Genomic DNA, 22,477 nt, shown 5'->3' with positions numbered 1-22,477 from the left:
TCTACGGTGGGATCGACTAATCTGCTGGTTATAACAATAACCGCAGGTGAACGCAGTGAGGCAGACCACCGAAGCATTCCGCGCGCGCTACCGTGCCGACATTCATCCACTCTACAATCCTTGGTTGCACGGCGCCTTTGTGCTGCTGTTCGGGTTGCTGGCCATCGGCGTGTTCTGGAGCACCGTGCATCAGGTACACCCCCTGGAATGGCTGGCGGTGCCGCTGACCCTGTTGTTCTTCAACTTCGGCGTCTACGTTGTGCATCGGCATCTGGGGCACCACAAAAAGCGCCTGGCGCGAATGTTCTACGCCCGTCACGCCGGTGACCATCACAGCTTTTTTACCCCCGGCCACATGACCTACGACAGCGCCCGGGACTGGCGGGTGATTCTGTTTCCGGCCTGGCTGATCGTATTGCATACCCTCGTCATCACCGCGCCCGCCTGGTGGCTGCTGGCTCAGCTCAATGGCAACGTCGCAGGACTGTTCGGCGGCTGCATGGTCCTCGGTTACCTGACCTATGAAGTGTTCCACGCTTGCGAACATCTACCACCCGGCAACCCACTGACACGTCTGCCGTGGATTCGCCAGATGCGCCGTTTGCACGCACTGCACCATCGCCGCGAGCTGATGCAGGAGCGCAATTTCAACATCGTGTTTCCACTGATGGATTACCTGTTCGGAACCTTGTACTGGGAACCGGAGCAAGCATCCCCGCACCTGACGAGAACGCCCACCCGTCTGCAGCACGTGGTCGACATCGCTGGAAATCCGCTCGCCGTGCTCGCCTACGCCAGCACCGCGACACGTTGGCCGGAGTGGCATCCGTCCTCCCTCAAGGTCGATGGCCAGAGCGGCCCGCTGTATGCCGGTGCGCGGTTCGAGGAAGACATTCGGGCCGGCGGGCGTGAGGGGCATTTGCGCTGGGAGGTCGACGAGTACTTACCCGGGCGCCGCTGGAGCGCTCGGGCCGAGGGCGATCATGGACTATGGTTGGTGGTGACTTACGAGTGCGAGGCTGAGGGCGACGGCACGCGGTTTGTCCGCACTCTGGAATATTGCTTCAGCGGTGTGGTGATGCGCATCGCCAATCGACTGTTGCTCAAGCGGCGGATCGAGCGTGAATCGACGCAATCGATGCTGGCGTTACGCGAGATGGCGCAAAAACATCTGGCCTCGACAGGAGTCACCGCGTGACAGCCCTCAAGTTTCGGCATTTATTGTTGCTGTTGATCATTGTGATTGGCGGCTTCCTGTTTTTATTACCCACCAAAGTCCAGCCGATCGCCTGGACACCGTCACCGGCGCCCTCCCTCATCGATGGCATCTACACAGACAATCAGCGCCTCAAAGGCGTGGAACGTGTCGGCGCCGCTGACATCGACGGCCCGGAGGCGTTGCTGCTGGAGGAAGGCGTTCTCATTACCGGTCTGCATGACGGCCGGTTGATTAGCACCAGCCTCGACGGCAAGACCACCAAGTTGCTGGCCGATACCGGTGGCAGGCCATTGGGCCTGGCGCGCCATCCCAATGGTTTGCTGGTGATCGCCGACGGGGTCAAGGGTTTGCTGTCGCTCGATGCTCAAGGCCGTGTGATTGCATTGAGCACCACGGCCAATAACGTGCCCTTCGGTTTTACCGATGACGTGACCATCGACAAGCCCGGGCATTACGCCTATTTCAGCGATGCTTCCAGCCGTTGGGGCTACGGCAAGGATGGCGAGGCAATCATCGAGCACGGCGGCGACGGCCGACTGCTGCGTTATGACTTCCAGACCGGCACGACGACGGTCTTGCTGGACAAACTGGAGTTCGCCAACGGAGTGACCCTGGGGCCTGACGATGCGTTTGTGCTGGTCAACGAAACCGGTGCCTATCGCATCAGCCGCTATTGGCTGACCGGGCCGAAAGCCGGAACCCACGATCTGTTCATCGACAATTTGCCAGGGCTGCCGGACAACCTGGCATTCAATGGTCGCGACCGTTTCTGGGTGGCGCTGTATGCACCGCGCAATGCACTGCTCGACGCCACGGCGCCCTACCCTCTGGTACGCAAAATGATCGTGCGCGCGATGACGGTCCTGCCCAAACCGGTGGAGAGCCGCGCCTTTGCCCTCGGCCTGGACCTCGACGGTAAAGTGATTGCCAATCTGCAGGACGCCAGCAGCGGCAACTACTCGCCCATCACCACCGTGCGCGAGTATGGGGATTGGTTGTATCTGGGGTCGCTGAAAGCGCAGCACATGGCGCGGTTGCCGTTGAGTACGGCATTGAAATAGGCGTTGCCGCCAAAAAGATCGCAGCCTTCGGCAGCTCCTACGGGTTCGGGTGCATCCGCAAGATCACGGTGCGCACGGTCAATTGTAGGAGCTGCCGAAGGCTGCGATCTTTTGATCTTGAATCAACGCGGATCCATCTCACCATCACGAACCGAATTGTCTGTCTCTTTGCGCACTCGCTCCGGGTCGATGTCGGTCACGTCATCCTGATCCAGAGGCGTTATGTCCTCATTGTCCGGCAATTCATCGATGCCCGGTTCCTCCTCGGGGTTGACGGTGGTGCGTCCCGGGCTCAAGGGCTCGGGATGTGTCGGGATCGGGTCGTAGCCGCCCTGTTCTTCGCTGGGGTACTTTTCTTTATGGGGAAAGGCTGAATGGGGCATGGGGCACCTCGCATGGAGCCGTAACGTCGGCTCTGATCGTTCGAGGTGCCGGTATTTATCCCCGTTCCAATTTTTCAGTCACCGGTCGTCGGTCGCGCGACATGGCACATCAGGACGATGCCTGAAGTTGCTGGACGATCTTGTCCTTCACCTGCAAGCGCTTCTCTTTGAGTTTCTTCAGTGCCTCATCGCTGGGTGCATCTGATTGTGCGGACTCGGCCTTCAACACTTCTGCGTCCGCCTGCGAATACTTGTTGATCAGTGAATCCAGTAACGGATCCTTGGTGCGTTTTTGCTGGATCTCTTCCTTTGAAAGTTTCAGATCCTGATACAGATCATGAGTCACCGGCATGGAACACCTCCGTTTGTTAATCGGTAGCAAACGCGATCGATTGCGCTCACCAGCTATCAGAATGGCCTTGCTTACCGTGTTCTGTCGACCGTCTATCAGACCAGCGGTGTCCGTTCGTCGTCCTGTCGCAAACGCGATAAAACCTTTGGATTAGCGCCCGCCTCCATTGATTAACGATCACTTGGATCGCCCATAAAAACCTGAGTGGAGAATGACCGATGGACGGATTCAATCTGCGTCACCTCGCCCTGGCTGTAGCCTTGAGTAGCAGCCTGGGCACGGCTTTTGCCGCCACCTCCAACGACTTCGTCGATGACGCGGCCGAGGGTGGCATCGCGGAAGTCGAGACCAGCAAACTGGCCCTGGAAAAAAGCTCATCGGCCGACGTCAAGGCGTTCGCCAAGATGATGGTTACCGATCATTCCAAGGCCAATGAAGAGCTGGCGGCCCTGGCGAAAAAGCATGACATCGAGATGCCGGACACGACGACAGTGGTCAAACAGGCCAAGGAAAAAATTCTTGACCTGCGCGATGAATCCTTCGACACGGCCTATGCCAACAATCAGGTAAAGGCTCACGAAGAAACCATTGAACGGTTCAAAAAAGAAGCCAACACAGTGACCGACGACAGGACCAAAGGCGCCACCGAACTCAAGGCATTCGCGCAAAAAATGTTACCGGCGCTGGAAAAACACCTGGATATGGCGAAAAAACTCCAGGCAGCTCATCCCGACAAATAACCCCAAGCCTTGATGCCAGGTACGGAACCTGTGGGAGCGGGCTTGTGTGGCGAGGGGGCTTGCCCCCGTTCGAGTGCGCAGCGCTCGCAGGTCCTGGGTCCGCTGCGCGGCCCAACGGGGGCAAGCCCCCTCGCCACACAAACCCGCTCCTACATGGATTGCGCAGTCAATGAAAATCCGGAATCAACCACCCAGCACGCTGCGGATCATGCTCAACAGCGCTTCAGGGCCATAAGGTTTGCTCAGTAGATAAGTGTCGGGGCTGAGTTGGTGATTGCGCGAAATAATGTCCCGGGTGTGGCCGGAGGTAAACAGCACCGCCACCGGCGGATTCTGCACCTTGGCCCAGGCGGCCAGGTCGGAGCTTTTGATCAGGCCGGGCATGACCACATCGGTGAAGATCAAGTCCACCGCGGCGCCATCGAGCAACATCTGCATGGCCAGGTCACCGTTGGCTGCGGTCAGAACCTGATAGCCCTCTTCACGCAACAAGTCCACCGCCGAGCCACGCACCGCTTCATTGTCCTCGACCACCAGAATGGTTTCGTGCCCGCCACAGTGCTGCGGATCATGGCGCGTTGCTTCACCGGGCAACGGGCGCAAGCTGCGCGGGAAATACAGCTGCACACGAGTGCCCTGCCCGACGACGCTGGAAATCTCGATATGCCCGTCGCTCTGTTTGACGAAACCGAACACCATGCTCAAACCCAGGCCGGTGCCTTGGCCGTCGGCCTTGGTGGTGAAAAACGGTTCGAAGGCCTGTGCGAGCACTTGAGGCGGCATGCCGACACCCGTATCAGCCACCGCAACGCAAACATAGTCGCCGGCGACGATGCCCTTGCCTGCACAAAACTTGCGGTCCAGGGCAATGTTCTCGGCACTCAGGGCAATGGTCCCCTCGCCGTTCATGGCGTCTCGGGTGTTGATCGCGAGATTGAGAATGGCGTTTTCCAGTTGATTACGGTCCACGTAGAGATTCCATGGATCGTCAGGCGCCGTCACCTTGATCTGGATAGTCTCCCCCAGCGCCCGCTGCAACAATTCCCCCAGTCCTTCGAAGATCTGTCGTGGATCGCAAACCGCCGGCGACAAAGGCTGACGACGGGCGAACGCGAGCAATTGCGACGACAATTTGGCACCGCGCTCGACCGCGGCAATCGACGCACTGACCCGGCGTTGCACGTTGGCGTTGTCCGGCTCGTGACGCGCCAGCAAATGCAAGTTGCCGGCGATGACCTGCAACAGGTTGTTGAAGTCATGGGCCACGCCGCCGGTGAGACCGCCGATGGCTTCGAGTTTCTGTGACTGACGCAACTGCTCTTCCGCCGCCAGCCGCGCTTCGACTTCGCCGGCGACTCGCTGCTCCAGGTTGCGGGTGAATTTGAGCAACGACTCTTCGGCGCTCTTGCGTTCGTGAATGTCAATCAACACCCCGGGAAAGCGGAACGCCTCGCCTTGTTCATCGAACTCGCAACACCCGCTGGCCAGCACCCACAGGTAACTGCCATCGGGACGCAGAACCCGGTACTCAGCGTTATAGGGAATGCCGGTTTCCACCGACTGATTGAGCCGCTCCTGAACCCAGCTACGGTCGTCGGGATGAATCTGCATTTCGGCGATGAGCGGTGGCAGGTTGGCCAGGTCCTGGTCGGGCGGATAGGAAAACGTGCGGGCGAAGCGTTCGTCGGCAGACAGCACATTAGCCTTGATGTCCCAGACGAACGAGCCGAGCAAAGCCCCGGCATTAAGAGCCAGGCGAACTCTTTCGTTGTCGGCGCGATAGGCGCTTTCGGCTTCCTGGCGGCGGCGCTCGGAAATCACATGGTCAGTGGTGTCAACCACCATCGCCATGACTCCGGCGGGGTGCCCGTCATCATCGGCGACGGGACTGTAGTAAAGATCCATCCAGACGTCTTCGGGTACGCCATCACGCAACAGCACCAGGGCTTTGTTGTGGTAGGACAAGGTTCCGCCCGCAAGGCAGATATCCACTACGTGGCGATTGAAGTCGGCGACCTCTGGCCAGCCCAACTCCACCGGGGAACCCAGCAGGTAAGGATGGCGCCCGCCGGCAAATCTTGAGTAGGCATCGTTATAGATCATGTAACCGGGCCGGCCCCACAGCATCACCATCGGCAGGGGTGAGGCGAGTAATAATTGCACCGCGCTGCACAGGCTCCCGGGCCAGGTATCGATGCTCCCGAGCTCGGTCAGGCTCCAGTCGAACGCGCGAATGCGTCCGGCCATTTCGCCGCTCCAGCCGGTACATCCGTGGCTATTGTCTAGAAACTGCATCGACTGGCCTATGTCCTGTAAATGACATGTCTTCAGGCAGTGCAACGGCGTGAGGAGACGGTGCGTGCCCGTTTGTTTCGAGCACCGCCGACGCCAATGGTTTCATAGAGGTATAGCTGAATGTCGCCGGTTCAGCGGAAATCCCGGCTGCGCACATGGATACCGTCGAGCAATGAACTCAGGTCGCTCAAGCGTCCGGCAATCAGATGCCGCACCTCGCCTTCCTTTTCCCAGCGCCCATCGACCTTGAGCAATTGCGAGCCGACCAATACCTGTCGTTGCCGTTCGGCCAAGTCGCGCCAGACCACTACGTTGACGTTGCCGAACTCGTCTTCAAGGGTCACGAAGGTCACGCCGCTGGCGGTGCCCGGGCGTTGCCGGCCGGTCACCAACCCGGCGACGCTGACCGGTCGGCCGTGCTCGACAGCCATAAGTTCTTTCGAGCTGCGGCAACGCCGGGCTTTCAATTCACTCCGCAGCAATGCCAGCGGATGCGGTCCGAGGGTGGTGCCGACACTGTTGTAATCGGCTTGCAGGTCTTCGCCCACGGTGGGTTTGGGCAGAGACACCGCCGGCTCTTCCTGGCTCGGCAAACCGGCAAACAGGCCGAGCTGTTTCTGCACCCCCGCCACCTCCCAGCGCGCCCGATGCCGGTCACCGGCCAGCCCGCGCAACGCACCGGCATCGGCCAGTTGCTCCTGCGCGCGGGCATCGAGCCGCGCCCGTTCGCCAAGGTCGGCGATGTCGGCAAACGCCCCTTTCGACCGTGCAACTTCAATGCGCCGGGCATCGTCCTCGCGAAAGCCTTTGATCATCCGCAACCCCATGCGAATGGCCGGCTGCGCACCGGTGATCGGTTCCAGACTGCAATCCCAGTCACTGGTTCGCACGTCCACCGGGCGAATCTGCAAATGATGCCGGCGGGCGTCCTGGAGAATCTGGTCCGGGCTGTAGAAACCCATGGGCCAGCTGTTGATCAGCGCACAGGCGAAGGCCGCCGGCTCATGGCATTTCAACCAGCAACTGGCATAGGTCAGCAAGGCAAAACTGGCGGCGTGGGATTCGGGAAAACCGTAATTGCCGAAGCCTTTGATCTGCTCGAAGATCTGCGCGGCGAACTCCGCCGTGTAGCCGTTTTTCTTCATTCCGTCCGCCAGACGTTCCTTGTGTGGTTCCAGTCCGCCGTGGCGTTTCCAGGCAGCCATGGAACGGCGCAATTGATCGGCCTCGCCGGGGCTGTAGTCGGCGGCGACAATCGCGATCTGCATCACCTGTTCCTGGAACAGCGGCACGCCCAACGTACGCTCCAGCACCGCTTCAAGTTCTTTCGACGGGTAGATCACCTCTTCTTCGCCCTTACGCCGCCGCAGATAGGGATGCACCATCCCGCCCTGGATCGGCCCCGGCCGAACGATCGCCACCTCGATCACCAGGTCGTAGAAGTTCTTGGGCTTGAGCCTGGGCAACATCGACATCTGCGCCCGGGATTCGATCTGGAACACCCCGATGGTGTCCGCATGGCCAATCATCTCGTAGGTTTGCGGGTCTTCGGCCGGTACCGTCGCCAGACTCAGGTCGCGGCCACGGTGCCGACGCAGCAGATCGAAACAACGACGAATCGCACTGAGCATGCCCAGCGCGAGGATATCGACCTTGAGCAATCCGACCGCGTCCAGATCGTCCTTGTCCCACTGGATGATGGTGCGCTCGGCCATGGCGGCGTTTTCCACCGGCACCAGGCTGTCCAGGGGCTGTTCGGAAATCACGAAGCCGCCAGGGTGCTGGGACAGGTGCCGGGGGAAACCGATCAACTGCTCCGTCAGGCTCAGCACCCGGCGCAACACCGGGCTGTCGGGATCGAAACCTCCTTCACGCAGGCGCTCGACGGGCGGCGCCTGATCACTCCAGTGGCCACAACAGTCGGCCAGGGCGTTGACCTGATCCGGCGGCAAACCCAGTGCCTTGGCCACATCGCGTACCGCACCGGCACCATGGTAAGTGCTGACCACTGCCGTCAGCGCCGCGCGGGTCCGGCCATAACGCTGGAACACGTACTGCAGGACTTCTTCACGCCGCTCGTGTTCGAAATCCACGTCGATGTCCGGCGGTTCGTTGCGCTCTTTGGAGAGAAAACGCTCGAACAGCAACGTGCTCCGCTCCGGGTCAATCTCCGTGATGCCCAGCACGTAGCACACCGCCGAGTTGGCGGCAGAACCGCGCCCCTGACACAGAATGTGTTGCTTGCGGGCGAAATTCACAATGTCGTGAACCGTCAGGAAATAACTTTCGTACCCCAACTCGGCAATCAGCTGCAGTTCTTTGTCGATCTGCGCCAACACCTCGGCTTTAGGGCCTTTTTCCCAGCGCCACCGAACACCCTTTCCTGCCAACTCCCGCAGCCAGGACGTGGCCGTGTGACCTTCAGGCACCAGCTCCCGGGGATATTGATAACGCAACTGACCGAGGTCGAACGTGCAGCGCCGGGCGATGCTCAGCGTTTCGTCGAGCAGTGCCTGCGGATAGAGATCGCGCAAGGCGTCGAGGCTGCGCAAATGCCGTTCGCCGTTAGGGTGCAGACGCAACCCGGCCTCGGCCACCGGCAGGTGATGGCGGATCGCGGTCATGGTGTCCTGCAAGGCACGCCGGCCGCGGGCGTGCATGTGTACATCGCCGCTGGCCACCGCGGGGATCCGCAGTTCCCGGGCCAGGGTCAGCAGCGCCGCCAGTCGCCGGGTGTCATCCTGCCCACGATGTAACTGAACGCTCAGCCATAGGCGCTCGGCGAAGGCCTGCTTCAGCCAGTGGCCCTGCTCAAAGTCATCGACGGCGTCCGGCACCCACAACGCCAACAGCCCCGGCAACGGCTTGCTGAAATCCTCCCGCAGCACCTGATACTGGCCTTTCTGCGTGCGGCGTCTGGCGCGGGTAATCAGGCGACACAGGGTTTGATAACCCTCGAGGTTTTCCACCAGCAGCACCAGTTTCGGGCCGTCTTCGATGCGTATTTCACTGCCGATGATCAACGGCAATTCCACGGCCTTGGCCGCCTGCCAGGCGCGAACGATACCCGACAGGGTGCATTCGTCGGTGATCGCCAACGCTTGATAGCCCCGCTTTTTCGCCCGCTGAAAAAGCTCAAGCGCACTGGAAGCACCGCGCTGGAAACTGAAGTTCGACAGGCAGTGCAGTTCGGCATAGTCGACACTCATGCGAACCAGCCTTGCAGCCACAACGGACCGTCTTCGCCCACCGTCCGATAGGCCCAGCCCTGCTGACCGGAGCGGGTTTCGATCAGGTAGTAATCGCGGCGCACGTCGTCACCGTCCCACCAGCCCGACTCGATGCGTTCCGGCCCCATGAGAATGCGCGTCGAACCTTCGTGTACCGCCTGCGGTTCAGTCAGTAGCCAGCCCGGGCGTTGCACGGCAGGCAGCACCCCACAGATCTGGCTGTCGACACTGGCCTGCCACGCGCATTCCGGCCGATGATCGGCCTGGAACCGCAAGCCCTGCACCGCGTCATCCCCCAATCGCGCGCGCAAGCGTTCGCGCAGTTGCTCCCACGGCAAGGATTGCTGCGGACGATCATCGAACAGTTCCTGGTACTGGGGCACAAAGGCCGGTAGCTCTTCGGCGCGCAGACGAAAACCGCGCACCGGCGCCTCGACCTGAACCTGTTCCAGGCGCCCCCGGGCCAGTTCGAACAGCATCGCCGGATCACGCTCGGCACTGAGCAGGCCGACCTTGATCAGTGTGTCTGGCAACCCGGCGTGTTCCAGGTGCAGGTCAAAACGCTGCACACCGCTGTCCCGCCCGCAGAGAAACGCCGCCAGATCGCCGGTCAGCCTGCGCAACGGAAACAGCAATGCCTGATGGGATTGCACATCGAAATTAAGCTCGATGCGCACATCGAAACGGTCCGGCGGCAGGTAAAACGCCAGCGCCAGCCGTCGCTCGCCGAACAGGGTGTCCAGATGCTTGAGCACCTGAGCCTCGAAACGCCGGGCCAGGCTATGTCGTGGCAACGCCTGCACCTGACTCAAGGTGCGCAGCCCCATGCGCGACAATGCCGTGGCAACGCTTGGCTCCAGAGCGATCCGGTCGACGGGCAACTGCCCCAGGTGGTGGTGCAAGGCTTCATTGTCCGGCACCACCAGACCGTCATAAACATTGGCCAGCACCCGCGCCGCCACCGGATTGGGCGCGGCGACAATCCGGTGACGAAACCCCAGCTCGCCAAGTTCCGCCCGCAACCGCGCCTCGAACTGCGGCCAGGGCCCGAACAAGCCCAGGCTGGATTCGATTTCAAACACCACGGCTCGCGGGTAATGCACGCTGACCTGGGAACTGAACCGATAGGCCCAGGCAGCCAGAAACTGCTGCCAGTGTTCGATCTCGGTGGCGTCGTATTCGGCGGTGACAAAACCTTTGCTCAAGGCCTGAGCGGCGGTCATCGACTGGCCGGGCCGCAAGCCCAGCGCCCGCGCCGAACCGTTGACCGCTTGCAGCACCCGACGCTGGGCCGGACCGGTCAGCAGCGCCAGCGGTTCGTTGGGGTCGGGGCGCTGACGCAGTACCGCGTCCAGCGCCAATTGCGGGAAGAGAATGCAAACCCAGCGCATGGCAACCTCAATGCCCGACGGCAAAGGCAATCGGCGCCGAACGGGCCAGCCCGCCCCGGCACTTGAGCACCCGCAACTGCGCAGGTCTGGCGTCGATGGCGATGCGCAGGGCCGCTGGCGACGGGTTGATGGCTTCACTGATCGAGCGATAGGCGAACACCAGGGTCTGACCCGTTTCCGCTGCCACCTGCAAACGTCGCAACGCCCGATCGTCGGCCTTGTGCGGCCAGCACAACACCGCCCCGCAACTGCCCGAACGCAGGCATTGTTCCGCCGCCCACAGCGCGTCGCGCTCGCTGGCCTGGATGATCGACAGTTGCCGCAAATCGACCCCGGCGTTCTGCCAGGCCTGGGGATACGGCACGTAAGGCGGCGCCACCAGCACGATGCGCTCCCCCGCCGCCGACAGCCGCGCCAGCGCCGGCCACACCAGTTGCAACTCACCCACGCCCTGCCCGGCCAGCAGGATTTCAGTCAGCGCCGCTTCCGGCCAGCCGCCAGTGGGCAATGCCGCATCCAGCGCCGCATGCCCCGTGGGTTGCGGGCTGACGGCCGGTGGCGCAGGCCGGCCCTTCCAGACCTGGCCGCCATTGAACAGCGTATCCAACGCAACGACAGCGCCCATCACCCTTGCCTCACCAGACCGCAAAACACACCTTCGATGGCCAGATCCTGATCGGCTCGAACAATGATTGGCTTGTAAGCCGGATTGCGCGGTAACAGGCGAACAGAATCGCCGACCCGCTCGAAACGCTTGATGGTGACTTCACCGTCGAGCCGCGCCACCACAATCTGGCCGTTGACCGCTTCGGGATTGCGCCGCACGCCCACCAGATCGCCGTCGAGAATGCCGTCCTCGATCATCGAATCGCCCTGCACCCGCAGCATGTAATCCGGCACCCGCGAGAAGATCGACGGATCAAGCAGCAAACGGCTGTGGACCTCGGCATCGGCACCGATCGGCGCACCGGCCGCCACTCGACCGAGTACCGGAACATCCAGCAGCTCGGGCCGCGGCGGTTGATTCAGCAACCGGATACCTCGCGCCTGATGCGGATTGACCTCGATAAAACCGGCCTCGGTCAGCGCCAGCACGTGCTTGCGCGCCACGCTACGAGAGGCGAAACCAAAGGCCTCGCTGATTTCAGCGAGGCTCGGGGGCTGACCGTGTTCGGCGATTCGATCGCGGATGAAGGTCAGGATGGCGGTACGGCGGGGAGTTAAAGTCGTCATGGAGTACATTTGTACTCTTTTGGGTTTTTCCTGACAAGGACCGCCAGTCAGCTGATGCCCACGAACGGGTCACCGCTCCCACATTAGCCAGTGGTGGTTTCAAGTCCGAGTTGAGCCAGATAAGGCCACGGGTAGATGCCGCGCTCATGGCCATCACTGAAGATCAGTTGCAGGCCGTAGCCCTGGGCGTTGAGTTCAACCACACGGATGCGCTCATCCACTTTCACCGTAAGGCCTTGCAGTCGAAACGCCCGGCATTGCGAACACGGACATTGGCGGCGCAATTCGGTGTGATCGATTACCTGCTCACGCCCATCCGGCCAGTTCAGGCGCAGTTGCTGTTTGCCCTGGGAATTACCAATCGCCAGCGGGTTCATTGCAGCTGGCTCAAGGCGATGCGCACGGCTTTGCGCACTTCCGGATCACCGTCGTCTTGCGCCGCCTGCAATGCGGCGATGGCGCCTTGATCGTTCAATTCGCCGAGGGCCAGGGCGGCTTCCTTGCGCAAATTGCTGATGCGATGGCCGAGGGTTTCGATCAACGCCTCAAGGGCCGGAACATAACGCAAACGCCCAAGGCTGCGGGTGGCGCGCAGGCGGACTTGCCAGTAATCGTCGCTCAAGGCTTCAACCAAGGCAGAACCGGCGTCGGCGTGTCCGACCTTGCCCAATGTGGTGGCGGCTTCTTCGCGCACTTGCCAGGCCTGGTCCTGCAACGCCTGACGCAGCGCCGGCAGCACTTGCGCATCGGACGCCAAGCCGAGGGCGCCGGTGGCGGCGCGGCGGACTTCGGTGTCCGGGTCGTGGCTGGCGAGTCGGGCCAAAGCAGGCAACGCATCGAGCTGCTTGAGCCAGCCGAGTACGCCGACCGCTTCACGCCGGACATTGGCGTCCCTATCGTCCAACGCTGACAATGCCGCAGAGGCAGCCTCGGGAAAACGCAATTCGCGCAAGGCCCTGAAAGCCGCGACGCGCACACTGATATCGGCATGCCCGGTCCACGGCAGAATCACCCGCCCCGCTGCTTCGCTCTTGAGCAGGCTGAGGCTTTGCGCAGCGGCAGACTGCACCGCCAGCGATGGGTCGGTCAGCGCCTTGCACAGCGCTTCGACCACCGGTTCATCCTCCCAGGCTTCCAGCAATCGCGCGGCTTCGGCGCGCACTTCTTCGGTCGGGTCTTCAGCGAGTCGATTGACCAGCCACAGCAAGCCATCCGGCTCTTCGAGGTCGGCCAGCTCGATCAGGGCAATACGGCGCACGCCAGGGTCGTCATCGGTCAGGCGCGGTTGCAGGGCAAGGATGTCGTCGTTATCGGTTACATCGAATAGAGAGGTCATAGGGCAAATCGCGGCAGTGGGTTTTCAGGGGGAAGTCCGAGAGGGTTCAGGCGCGGTAACTGCCGACCGTCTTCGTGACGCAGCAACTCGAGGCAATGACGCTTCAAGCAGGAAAATTCAGGGCTCGTCACCAGTTCGGTGGTGCGTGGCCGGGGGAAGTCGAGGCGCAGGTCTTCGATGATCCGGCCCGGACGCGAACTCATGACCAGCAGGCGATCGGCGAGGAACAGCGCTTCGTCGATGTCATGGGTGACGAACACCACGGTGGTGCGAATTCGCGTCCAGATGTCCAGCAGCAGTTCCTGCATGTTCAACCGGGTCAGCGCATCGAGGGCGCCGAAGGGTTCGTCCATCAGCAACAGGCGCGGACGATTGATCAGCACCCGGGCGATTTCCACCCGTTGCTGCATGCCGCCGGAGAGCTGATTCGGCCAGCGCTCGGCAAAGCCTTCGAGGCCCACGAGGGCGAGCATTTCGTCAGCCGCTGTATGCCGTTCGGATTTTCCGATGCCGCGCATTTTCAGGCCGAAAGCCACGTTGTCGCGCACCGTACGCCATGGGAACAGCGTGTGTTGCTGGAAGACCATGCCACGCTGCGGCGATGGCCCCGAGACCTGCGCACCGTCGACGCTCAACGTACCGCTGCGCGGTTGCAGGTGACCGGCCAGCGCGCCGAGCAAGGTGGATTTACCGCAACCGGACGGCCCGAGAATGCACACCAATTGCCCCGGTTCAATCTGGCAGTCGAGGCCTTGCACGGCTTCGAACGCCTGCGGGCCTTCACCGAGGACGATGGACAGTTGGCGGATGTCGATCCGCCCTTCAGGACTTTGCATCACGCTCATCAGGCTTTTCCTCGTGGTCGATGCCAGGGCGTGAATAGCCCGCCCAAGCGTTTGATCAACAGACTGCTGCCCATCCCGAGCACGCCGATCAGCAACATGCCGACCACGATGTCGGCGTAGTTCTGAATGGTGTAGGACTCCCAGGTGTAATAGCCGATGCCGTACTGGCCGGAGATCATTTCTGCGGTCACCAGGCAGAACCACGAGGTGCCCATGCCGATGGCAAGGCCGGTGATGATGCTCGGCGCGGCGCCCGGCAGAATCACCTCCTGCAGAATCGCCCGGCGCCCTGCCCCGAGGCTTTTCGCCGAGGCGATCAATCGCGGGTCAACGCCTTCAACGCCGTGCACGGTGTTGAGCAGAATCGGGAACAACGCGCCGGTGAAGGTGATGAAGACCATGGACAATTCCGACGACGGAAACATCAGGATCGCCAGGGGAATCCAGGCCACGGCCGGGATCGGGCGCAGGACTTCCAGAGGCGGCAGCAATAAATCTTCGGCCCATTTCGAACGACCGATGGCCAGGCCCAAAGCGATGCCGATGATCAGCGCCGCGAGGTAACCGGCAAAGACCCGGCCGAGGCTGCTGCTCAGGTGCTGGGCGAGCTTGCCGGAGTCGCCGAGGCCGAGGGCGGCTTCGATGACCGCCACGGGTGTCGGGACGTTGGCGAAGGTCACCAGGCCGAGGTTCCAGTGGTGACTGGCGGCGAGTTGCCAGAACAGCAGGCAGAGCAGCAATGAAGCGGCTCGGGGGAGCCAGCGTGAAAATGACCGAAACATAATTCTTCCTTTCACCCGAGATCCTGTGGGAGCGAGCCTGCTCGCGAAGGCGGTTCAACATTCAACATCGATGTCGACTGACCCACCGCTTTCGCGAGCAAGCCCGCTTCCACAGTTGACCGAGTCATTCTTGCGGTTAGCGGACGGCGACGGCCTGGGTGGTGGCGTCGGTGAAGTCGAAGACTTTGCCGCCCTGGGCCGTGGCGAACTGTTGGGCCTGGCCTTTGAGCAGGAATGCGCTGAGGCGCCCTTTTGCATCGCTGGCAAACCACGCCTGATCCGCCAGCAATTTAATCCCGCTGTCACTGGCCTGGGCATACACCGCACGGATGTTTTTGCCTTCCGACTTCAGGCTGGCTAACGCGGTGAAAGCTGATTCCGCCGAGGCGTACTGACGGACTTTCGGCTCGCCACGCACCCAGATTTCCGCCACGTGGCTGAAATCGGTAATGGCTTTACCGTCCAGCGCATCCACCGCCTTCAGAGGTGTTTGTGCGTAGTTGGCCAGTTGCGCGGTGTAGTCCAGTTTCGAGGCCTTGAACGCGGCACGGATGTATTGGTCGTCGATGAAGGTATTCAGATCGAGACCACGATCAGCCTTCTTCAGCAATTTGAGGGTATCGATGGCCGTGCCCACCGCCTGACGGTATTCCGGCTTCCAGCTCAGGTCCCGGGTTTGTACGCCCAGCGGGCCGTGGAACAGGTAGTTGACCTCGGCATCGACGCCGGTGACTTTGGCGATCAGCTCGCTGTATTTCTCCGGTTCCGCCGCCAGCAACAGATTGGCCTCGATGCTCGCGCGCAGATAGGCGACGACGATTTCCGGGTACTTTTTCGCATAGCTCTGATCGACCAAGGCGCCGTGGAAGGTCGGCGTGCTGGCCTGTGAGCCGTCATAAATCTTGCGAGCGAAACCGCGGCTGGTGAACAATTCGGCGAATGGCACAAAGTCAGCGTGAGCTTCGATCTTGCCGGCCTGCAACGCGGAACCAGCGACTTCCGGCGCCTGGGCGATAATGTTCACATCCTTGAGCGGGTCCCAGCCTTGAGCCGCGACGGCGCGCAGCAACATGCCATGGGCAGTGGACGCGAACGGTACGGAAATAGTCTTGCCCTTGAGTTCGGCCAACGACTGCACGCCCGAAGCGCTCGGCACCACGATGCCGTTGCCGCTGCCCTTGATACTGCCCGACAGCACGCTGATGAACAGACTGTGCTTGCCCGCCGTTTCGAACGCCACACCGTTGAACGAACCGGGGAAATCAGCCATGGCGCCGAAGTCGAGTTTGCCGGCGACCATTTCGTTGGTGAGCGGCGCGCCGCTGGTGAAGTTTTTCCACTGCACGTCGTATTGAGCGTCCTTATAGGGGCCGTCGTGGGGCAGGTATTTGTCCAGCAGACCGAGCTCGCGGATCAGCAGACCGCCGGCGGCGCAGTTGATGGTGGTGTCCTGGGTGCCGATGGCAATGCGGATGGTTTCCGCTTGAGCAGACAAGGTGAATGAAGCCAGTACCAGACCGGCAAATGCTGCACGCAACATAGGTGTGTCCCCTCGAATCATTTATAGGATGTTCGTCTCCGCCACGATCAGGGCGCGGTGGGAAACGAGGGGTGTTTTGAAGCAAGCGTCCAGGGGTTACCGGATGGCTTTGTGGTTGTCTGGGCTGCCCTCTTCGCGAGCAAGTCCGCTCCCACAGGTTTATCGGTGTATTCAGAACTTTCGGCTGGCTTCGATCCACTGTGGGAGCGAGCCTGCTCGCGATGGCGTCCTGTCAATCAACGCAGCAGATAAGGGATTTCGACTTTCACTGCGCCCGTCGGACAGTCCTTCTCACACGGCATGCAGTACCAGCATTCGTCGAACGCCATGTAGGCCTTTTGCGTGGCCGGGTTGATCGCCAGCAGGTCCATCGGGCAGACGTCGACACACACGGTGCAGCCTTTGTGGGCGATGCATTTGTCCTCGTCGACCGTAACGGGGGCGTTGGAGCGGAAGAAGATTTCCTGGGGTTGGTAGGCCATTGGCGGTTTCTCTCTTGGGTGATGCTCAGGCGGCAAAGGCACCGACCCGCAGCCGGTCGTAGGCCTGCATTTCTTCGGCGTCCAGCGGGATGATGTAAGGCTCGACGGTTTTCTTGAAACTGGTCATCGCGCCGTCATCGCCCTTCTTCAGGTGGCAATGGCAGAACCACTCGTTGTCGTTGCGTTGCGGGTGGTCGACCCGATAGTGGTAAAGCCCCCAGCGACTTTCGGCGCGGAACAGCGAAGCGCGGGCGGCCATTTCGGCGCAGTCACGGATCATGCTGACTTCCATGGCGCGCATCAGCTCATGGGCGTTATGGGCCTTGATCTGATCCAGATCGCGCTGGATATCACTGAAACGTTGCAGGCCGATCTGCATCTTCTTGGTCACTTTCGGCGGTTGCAGGTAGTCGTTCACAAAACGCCGCAGCTTGTACTCGACCTGAGCCGGCGGCAGCCCGTGTTCGCGCTCCAGCGGTGCGTAAACCCGAGCCTTTTCCATTTCGATCTGATCCGCATCCAGCGCCGAAAACTCGCGCTCGGCCACAAAGTCTGCCGCGTTGGTGCCGGCAAACCAGCCATAGGTGAACGCGCCGAGCATGTAGTTGTGCGGCACCGCCGCCATGTCACCCGCCGAGTACAACCCCTTCACCGACGTCTCGGCTTTCTCGTTGACCCACACACCGGACGCCGAATGACCACTGCAAAAACCGATTTCGGAGATGTGCATCTCGACCATCTGCGTGCGGTAATCGGTGCCGCGATTGGCGTGAAACTGACCGCGACTCGGGCGTTCGTTGCTGTGCAGGATCTCTTCGATGTTCTGGATGGTTTCTTCGGCCAGGTGATCGAGTTTGAGGAACACCGGGCCATTGCCGCTTTCGAGTTCCTGGTGGAACTCCCACATCATCTGCCCGCTCCAGTAGTCGCACTCGATGAAGCGCTCGCCCTTGTTGTTGGCGGTGTAGCCACCCAGCGGGCCGGTGACGTAGGCACAGGCCGGACCGTTGTAATCCTTGATCAGCGGGTTGATCTGAAAGCATTCCAGGTTCGCCAGCTCGGCCCCGGCGTGATACGCCATGGCATAACCGTCGCCGGCATTGGTGGGGTTTTCGTAGGTGCCCATCAGGTAACCCGAGGACGGCAAACCCAGACGCCCGGCGGCGCCGCAGCAGAGAATCACCGCTTTGGCCTTGATCACATGGAAGTCGGCCGTGCGGCAATCGAAGCCCATCACACCGTTGACCGCGCCCTCCTCGTCCGTCAGCAAGCGCGTGCAGACCAGCCGATTAGTGATGCTCACCCGCGCCCGTTTCAACTGGCGGTACAGGACTTTTTTGATGTCGTGCCCTTCCGGCATCGGCAACACGTAAGCGCCCATGTGATGGACTTTCTTGACCGCGTAATCGCCGGTTTCGTCCTTCTCGAATTTCACGCCCCAACGGTCCAGTTGCTCGATCGTTTCGAAACTGTGGGTCGCGTAGGCATACACCGCCGCCTGATTGACGATGCCGTCGTTGGCGATGGTGATTTCCTTGGTGTACTGCTCCGGTGTCGAATGGCCGGGAATGATCGCGTTGTTCAACCCGTCCATGCCCATGCTGATTGCGCCGCTGCGTTTGACGTTGGCCTTGTCGATCAGCAGCACGCGCAAATCGCGGTTGCGCTCCTTGGCCTTGATCGCCGCCATCGGCCCGGCAGTGCCGCCGCCGATCACGACGATGTCGTATTCCTGTTCCAGAGTCTTTCTAATCATGGAACTGCTGGAGCTGTGGGTCATACCTGATCCCCTTTTTGCCGGTCGATCCGCAAGCGGTACTGGAACGCATCGCCGCGGTAGTAAAGGTGTTCGAAGTCCAGAGGCTGGCCATCGGCGCTATGGGTCAGACGCTCGATGCGCATGATCGGCGAGCCGGGTTCGACGTTCAGCGCCTGGGTCAGGTCGCTGTCGGCCAGCACCGCGTCGATGGCCAGATCGGCGTGCCCGAGGGCCAGGCCGCAGTCGTTTTCCAGAATCAGGAAAATGTCGCGAGTCACCAGGTCGGCCTTCTCCAGCCGCTCACCGATGGCCTTGGGCAGATACGTAATTTCCAGCGAGATCGGTTCGCGATTGATCAGCCGCACGCGTTTGATTTGCGCCACGGTCTCGCCTTCAGTCACCTGTAAACGTTCGGCGACGAGCTTGTCGGCGGCAATGTATTTGAAGCTGCGCAGGCGGTTGATCACCTCGTAGCCGCGACCGGTCATGGACTCGGCCAGGCCTTGCAGGGTGCTGACGTTCTGGAAGGTTTTCGGTTTGGCCACGAACGTGCCCTTGCCGTGAATCTTGAAGATCAGCCCTTCTTTTTGCAGATCGCCGAGGGCCTGGCGCACGGTGATACGGCTGACTTTGAACAAGGTGCCGAGCTCGCTTTCGGACGGCATTTGGCTGTCTTGCGGGTATTCGCCGTCGAGAATCCGGGCGCGGAGCACATCGCGCAGTTGTGTGTGCAGCGGAATGCTGCTGAGGGATAGAACGTTATCGGTCATGGAAGATCACTTGTTATAACGAGTTATGACGTGATCTTAGAGAGGCCTTGCGAGGGCTGAGAAATATTGTTTGGGCATAAGGTTAGATTCGCGCAAAACGCGAAAATCAAAAGATCGCAGGCTTCGCCAGCTCCTACAGGGGGTTGCGCACATCCGCAGGAGCTGCCGAAGGCTGCGATCTTTTGATCTTTTCTCAGGGTTTCGGCGTCGGTGTACACCCGGGCGCCTTGTAGAACGCCGGCCCGCTCGTTCGCTCGGCCACACTGCCGCATCCAATCATGCCCAGCGCACCACGCTCATAGACACTGCAGGTTCAACCGATGCGCAGTGCGCGCAGGTCGAGGCGACCGTCCTTGAGCGGTGGGCACCAGTAGTAGCCGCCGGTGATCGGTCGGCTGATGCGATACAGACCGTCGGTGATGCCGTCTTCCAGACCGCTCATGCGCCGCAGCTGGGATTCGAACGCGTCGAGGGAAAAACCGAAAGCCAGGAACATCAGGCCGGCACGATCACCTTCAATCCATGGCATCGAGCGACGGACCACGAAGGCTTCGGGTGTGAAACTTTCCTGGGCGGTGCGTTTGACATGGGCAGAAACCGGCGCGTCGTCGAGTTCTTCGTTGTCGCTCAGGCGACGGCCCATGATGTTGTCTTTCTCATGGGACGGCATCGCGTGAAAGCCTTTCAAGTCATGCTGCCATTGCTGGATCGCGGCGAAGCTGCCACCTACCAGACCCTCCGCGCCTTCGCTCAATAATGCGGCGGCCACAGCGGCTTCGTCATGAGGGTTTTCGGTGCCGTCTTCGTAACCGGTCAGGTCATGGCCGGTCATGTGGCGGAAGGTTTCGTTCATCTGCACCAGACGCAGGGCCGGTGCCAGCACGGCTTCGATCGCATGACTGCGATTGAGCAGTTCGCCACGATCAACACCGTGCAGCCAGCACCAGAGCGCGTGTTGGGTCGAGGGGTTGTCGACGCCGACACCGACCAGCGCAGGAAAGGCGCGCAGCCCGTCGATCTGCGCGTGCAGCGCCTTGACCAGGGATTCACCGAAACCGACGACCGCCGACTTTCCGTCCACCAGGCGCATCAGGTTATCCAGCGCAGCCGGCAGTGCCTCGGCGGATTCAAGGGCGAAGAACATATGACGAGCTTGAGGCGGAACAGGGGTGGCGAGAATGCCCGGCTGGTAATAACTCATATGAACTCCTTCAGAAAGAGCGTGAAGTTTAACCGGGGGATGCTCAGTTGTGTGCGCTCAGGTCAAAAGATCAGCGGGTCATGACAATGTGTTGCGATCTTGGTAAAACGATTCAGCTATGCTGATCAGGCCTTGACCTAATAACGGAACGTAGCGATAACACCTTATCCGCATCACCCAATCCAGACGGGGTAGCGACATGACCACAGCACAAATCCTTGGCAACCTGTTTCCCACCGCCGACAACGTCCCGGAAAAGTACCGCCTCAACGGCCAGACCGAACAACGCGAATACCTGGTCGACGGTGAACTGAAAACCTGGTCCGGTCCCCTCGCCCAAGTCCGCAGCCCGGTGTACCTGAGCGGCGCGAATGGCGATGAACAAGTGATCCTCGGCAGCACACCGCTGCTCGATGCCGACACCGCACTGACCGCGCTCGACGCCGCCGTGCGCGCCTATGATCGGGGCCAGGGCCTGTGGCCGACCATGCGCGTGGCCGAGCGCATCCAGCACGTCGAAACCTTCCTCGGGCGCATGCGCGAACAGCGCGAGGCGGTGGTCAAGTTGCTGATGTGGGAGATCGGCAAGAACCTCAAGGACTCGGAGAAAGAGTTCGACCGCACCTGCGATTACATCGTCGACACCATCAACGCTCTCAAGGAACTCGACCGCCGCTCCAGCCGCTTCGAACTGGAACAGGACACCCTCGGCCAGATCCGCCGCGTTCCGCTGGGCGTGGCGTTGTGCATGGGGCCTTACAACTATCCGCTGAACGAAACCTTTACCACGCTGATTCCGGCGCTGATCATGGGCAACACTGTGGTGTTCAAACCGGCCAAGCTTGGCGTGCTGTTGATTCGCCCGCTGCTCGAAGCGTTCCGCGACAGCTTCCCGGCCGGGGTGATCAACGTCATTTACGGCAGCGGCCGCGAAACCGTCAGTGCGCTGATGGCCAGCGGCAAGATCGATATCTTTGCGTTTATCGGCACCAACAAGGCCGCCAGCGACCTGAAAAAACTCCACCCAAGGCCTCACCGCCTGCGCGCGGCGCTGGGCCTGGATGCGAAGAACCCCGGCATCGTTCTGCCGGAGGTCGATCTGGACAATGCTGTGAACGAAGCCGTCACCGGTTCCCTGTCGTTCAATGGTCAACGCTGCACCGCGCTGAAGATCCTCTTCGTCCACGAAGACGTAGTCGAGGCGTTCATCGAGAAATTCAACGCCAAACTCGCCAGCCTCAAACCCGGCATGCCGTGGGACAGCGGCGTGGCCCTGACGCCATTGCCGGAGTCAGGCAAGGTCGATTACCTGCACACGCTGGTGGCGGACGCGGTCAGCAAAGGTGCAGCCGTGGTCAACCCCAATGGCGGTGAGTCCCGCGCATCGTTCTTCTACCCGGCCGTGTTGTACCCGGTGACACCGCAGATGCGCGTCTATCAGGAAGAACAGTTCGGCCCGGTCGTGCCGATCGTGCCTTACCGTCATCTGGATACTGTGATCGATTACGTCCTGGAATCCGACTTCGGCCAGCAACTGAGCATTTTCGGCACCAACCCGGTGGCGGTCGGCAGGTTGGTGGACACGTTCGCCAACCAGGTCGGGCGGATCAACCTCAACGCCCAGTGCCAGCGCGGCCCGGACACCTACCCGTTCAACGGTCGCAAGAACTCCGCAGAAGGCACGCTGTCGGTACATGATGCGCTGCGAGTGTTTTCGATTCGGACCCTGGTGGCGACCAAGTTCCAGGAGAGCAGCAAAGAGCTTCTCAGCGAGATCATCAGCGGACGAAACTCGAGCTTCCTGACCACCGACTACATCTTCTGAGGACACCGAGCCTGAGCATCATCAGAGGCCTTC

20 protein-coding genes are annotated in these 22,477 nt (G+C 61.1%); 4 read left to right on the top strand and 16 right to left on the bottom strand.

The genetic code is table 11. The annotated features are described in order from the left end of the window. The first annotated feature begins 55 nt into the window (after positions 1-55). Entirely contained in the window at positions 56-1,198 is a 1,143-nt protein-coding gene (locus BK662_RS03310; RefSeq protein ID WP_123356682.1) for a sterol desaturase/SRPBCC family protein, read from the top strand. Beyond that, a complete protein-coding gene (locus tag BK662_RS03305) occupies positions 1,195-2,280 on the top strand; it encodes an SMP-30/gluconolactonase/LRE family protein (protein ID WP_123356680.1) in 1,086 nt (361 codons plus the stop codon). The genes BK662_RS03310 and BK662_RS03305 overlap by 4 nt, the downstream gene beginning before the upstream one ends. Positions 2,281-2,402: 122 nt before the next feature. Here the strand turns inward: BK662_RS03305 and BK662_RS03300 are convergent, their stop codons facing one another. Together BK662_RS03300 and BK662_RS03295 are read right to left on the bottom strand one after the other, a co-directional pair. Further along, positions 2,403-2,663: a hypothetical protein gene (locus BK662_RS03300; RefSeq protein ID WP_123356678.1), complete on the bottom strand. Its 261-nt coding sequence runs from the start codon at positions 2,661-2,663 to the stop codon at positions 2,403-2,405. A gap of 109 nt (positions 2,664-2,772) precedes the next feature. Next, a complete protein-coding gene (locus BK662_RS03295) occupies positions 2,773-3,015 on the bottom strand; it encodes a DUF465 domain-containing protein (RefSeq protein ID WP_030132188.1) in 243 nt (80 codons plus the stop codon). A 218-nt stretch (positions 3,016-3,233) separates the two neighbouring features. Between BK662_RS03295 and BK662_RS03290 the strand changes: the two genes are divergently transcribed. After that, the gene (locus BK662_RS03290; protein WP_123356676.1) at positions 3,234-3,755 is read left to right on the top strand and encodes a DUF4142 domain-containing protein; all 522 of its coding nucleotides are present in this window, start codon (positions 3,234-3,236) and stop codon (positions 3,753-3,755) included. Between the two features lie 183 nt (positions 3,756-3,938). On the opposite strand, the gene BK662_RS03285 is transcribed toward BK662_RS03290, so the two are convergent. From BK662_RS03285 to BK662_RS03220, 14 genes are all read right to left on the bottom strand, one after another. After that, positions 3,939-6,050, bottom strand: a complete 2,112-nt coding sequence (locus BK662_RS03285; protein ID WP_123356674.1) for a hybrid sensor histidine kinase/response regulator — start codon at positions 6,048-6,050, stop codon at positions 3,939-3,941. A gap of 131 nt (positions 6,051-6,181) precedes the next feature. Then, positions 6,182-9,280: an error-prone DNA polymerase gene (locus BK662_RS03280; RefSeq protein WP_221179091.1), complete on the bottom strand. Its 3,099-nt coding sequence runs from the start codon at positions 9,278-9,280 to the stop codon at positions 6,182-6,184. Beyond that, a complete protein-coding gene (locus tag BK662_RS03275) occupies positions 9,256-10,671 on the bottom strand; it encodes a Y-family DNA polymerase (protein ID WP_123356670.1) in 1,416 nt (471 codons plus the stop codon). Before BK662_RS03275 ends, BK662_RS03280 begins: the two co-directional genes overlap by 25 nt. A 7-nt stretch (positions 10,672-10,678) precedes the next feature. Beyond that, positions 10,679-11,296, bottom strand: a complete 618-nt coding sequence (gene imuA / locus BK662_RS03270; protein ID WP_123356668.1) for a translesion DNA synthesis-associated protein ImuA — start codon at positions 11,294-11,296, stop codon at positions 10,679-10,681. Further along, entirely contained in the window at positions 11,296-11,913 is a 618-nt protein-coding gene (lexA, locus tag BK662_RS03265) for a transcriptional repressor LexA (RefSeq protein WP_123356666.1), read from the bottom strand. The genes imuA and lexA overlap by 1 nt, the downstream gene beginning before the upstream one ends. 74 nt (positions 11,914-11,987) lie before the next feature. After that, entirely contained in the window at positions 11,988-12,281 is a 294-nt protein-coding gene (locus BK662_RS03260; protein ID WP_123356664.1) for a DUF971 domain-containing protein, read from the bottom strand. Beyond that, positions 12,278-13,240, bottom strand: a complete 963-nt coding sequence (locus tag BK662_RS03255; RefSeq protein WP_123356662.1) for a HEAT repeat domain-containing protein — start codon at positions 13,238-13,240, stop codon at positions 12,278-12,280. Before BK662_RS03255 ends, BK662_RS03260 begins: the two co-directional genes overlap by 4 nt. Continuing rightward, positions 13,237-14,085 (bottom strand): ABC transporter ATP-binding protein, encoded by an 849-nt coding sequence (locus BK662_RS03250; protein WP_123356660.1) that lies wholly within the window; start codon positions 14,083-14,085, stop codon positions 13,237-13,239. The genes BK662_RS03255 and BK662_RS03250 overlap by 4 nt, the downstream gene beginning before the upstream one ends. Then, a complete protein-coding gene (locus BK662_RS03245) occupies positions 14,085-14,867 on the bottom strand; it encodes an ABC transporter permease (protein ID WP_123356658.1) in 783 nt (260 codons plus the stop codon). The genes BK662_RS03250 and BK662_RS03245 overlap by 1 nt, the downstream gene beginning before the upstream one ends. A 136-nt stretch (positions 14,868-15,003) precedes the next feature. Beyond that, entirely contained in the window at positions 15,004-16,407 is a 1,404-nt protein-coding gene (locus BK662_RS03240; protein ID WP_123356656.1) for an ABC transporter substrate-binding protein, read from the bottom strand. A 236-nt stretch (positions 16,408-16,643) separates the two neighbouring features. After that, on the bottom strand, positions 16,644-16,889 hold the full coding sequence (locus tag BK662_RS03235) for a 4Fe-4S dicluster domain-containing protein (RefSeq protein WP_003180418.1): 246 nt from the start codon (positions 16,887-16,889) through the stop codon (positions 16,644-16,646). Between the two features lie 25 nt (positions 16,890-16,914). After that, positions 16,915-18,645, bottom strand: coding sequence for a fumarate reductase/succinate dehydrogenase flavoprotein subunit (locus BK662_RS03230; RefSeq protein ID WP_123356840.1), 1,731 nt, complete (start codon positions 18,643-18,645; stop codon positions 16,915-16,917). A 20-nt stretch (positions 18,646-18,665) separates the two neighbouring features. Next, on the bottom strand, positions 18,666-19,418 hold the full coding sequence (locus BK662_RS03225) for a GntR family transcriptional regulator (RefSeq protein WP_123356654.1): 753 nt from the start codon (positions 19,416-19,418) through the stop codon (positions 18,666-18,668). A 313-nt stretch (positions 19,419-19,731) separates the two neighbouring features. Then, the gene (locus tag BK662_RS03220) at positions 19,732-20,619 is read right to left on the bottom strand and encodes a Dyp-type peroxidase (RefSeq protein WP_123356652.1); all 888 of its coding nucleotides are present in this window, start codon (positions 20,617-20,619) and stop codon (positions 19,732-19,734) included. A 199-nt stretch (positions 20,620-20,818) separates the two neighbouring features. Between BK662_RS03220 and BK662_RS03215 the strand changes: the two genes are divergently transcribed. Then, on the top strand, positions 20,819-22,444 hold the full coding sequence (locus BK662_RS03215) for an NADP-dependent glyceraldehyde-3-phosphate dehydrogenase (protein WP_123356650.1): 1,626 nt from the start codon (positions 20,819-20,821) through the stop codon (positions 22,442-22,444). The last annotated feature ends 33 nt before the right edge of the window (positions 22,445-22,477 follow it).

The organism is Pseudomonas frederiksbergensis (assembly GCF_003732275.1).
Classification (GTDB): Bacteria; Pseudomonadota; Gammaproteobacteria; order Pseudomonadales; family Pseudomonadaceae; genus Aquipseudomonas; species Aquipseudomonas frederiksbergensis_H.
The sequence above is the reverse complement of the archived record's forward strand: the minus strand, read 5'-3'. Positions and strand labels throughout refer to the sequence as shown.

Coding starts and splice junctions, on each gene's coding strand:
- BK662_RS03250 (WP_123356660.1), bottom strand. CDS start 14,085: ATGAGCGTGATGCAAAGTCCTGAAGGGCGGATCGACATCCGCCAACTG.
- BK662_RS03295 (WP_030132188.1), bottom strand. CDS start 3,015: ATGCCGGTGACTCATGATCTGTATCAGGATCTGAAACTTTCAAAGGAA.
- BK662_RS03260 (WP_123356664.1), bottom strand. CDS start 12,281: ATGAACCCGCTGGCGATTGGTAATTCCCAGGGCAAACAGCAACTGCGC.
- lexA (WP_123356666.1), bottom strand. CDS start 11,913: ATGTACTCCATGACGACTTTAACTCCCCGCCGTACCGCCATCCTGACC.
- BK662_RS03290 (WP_123356676.1), top strand. CDS start 3,234: ATGGACGGATTCAATCTGCGTCACCTCGCCCTGGCTGTAGCCTTGAGT.
- BK662_RS03240 (WP_123356656.1), bottom strand. CDS start 16,407: ATGTTGCGTGCAGCATTTGCCGGTCTGGTACTGGCTTCATTCACCTTG.
- BK662_RS03235 (WP_003180418.1), bottom strand. CDS start 16,889: ATGGCCTACCAACCCCAGGAAATCTTCTTCCGCTCCAACGCCCCCGTT.
- BK662_RS03230 (WP_123356840.1), bottom strand. CDS start 18,645: ATGATTAGAAAGACTCTGGAACAGGAATACGACATCGTCGTGATCGGC.
- BK662_RS03255 (WP_123356662.1), bottom strand. CDS start 13,240: ATGACCTCTCTATTCGATGTAACCGATAACGACGACATCCTTGCCCTG.
- BK662_RS03300 (WP_123356678.1), bottom strand. CDS start 2,663: ATGCCCCATTCAGCCTTTCCCCATAAAGAAAAGTACCCCAGCGAAGAA.
- BK662_RS03275 (WP_123356670.1), bottom strand. CDS start 10,671: ATGCGCTGGGTTTGCATTCTCTTCCCGCAATTGGCGCTGGACGCGGTA.
- BK662_RS03215 (WP_123356650.1), top strand. CDS start 20,819: ATGACCACAGCACAAATCCTTGGCAACCTGTTTCCCACCGCCGACAAC.
- imuA (WP_123356668.1), bottom strand. CDS start 11,296: ATGGGCGCTGTCGTTGCGTTGGATACGCTGTTCAATGGCGGCCAGGTC.
- BK662_RS03245 (WP_123356658.1), bottom strand. CDS start 14,867: ATGTTTCGGTCATTTTCACGCTGGCTCCCCCGAGCCGCTTCATTGCTG.
- BK662_RS03225 (WP_123356654.1), bottom strand. CDS start 19,418: ATGACCGATAACGTTCTATCCCTCAGCAGCATTCCGCTGCACACACAA.
- BK662_RS03220 (WP_123356652.1), bottom strand. CDS start 20,619: ATGAGTTATTACCAGCCGGGCATTCTCGCCACCCCTGTTCCGCCTCAA.
- BK662_RS03285 (WP_123356674.1), bottom strand. CDS start 6,050: ATGCAGTTTCTAGACAATAGCCACGGATGTACCGGCTGGAGCGGCGAA.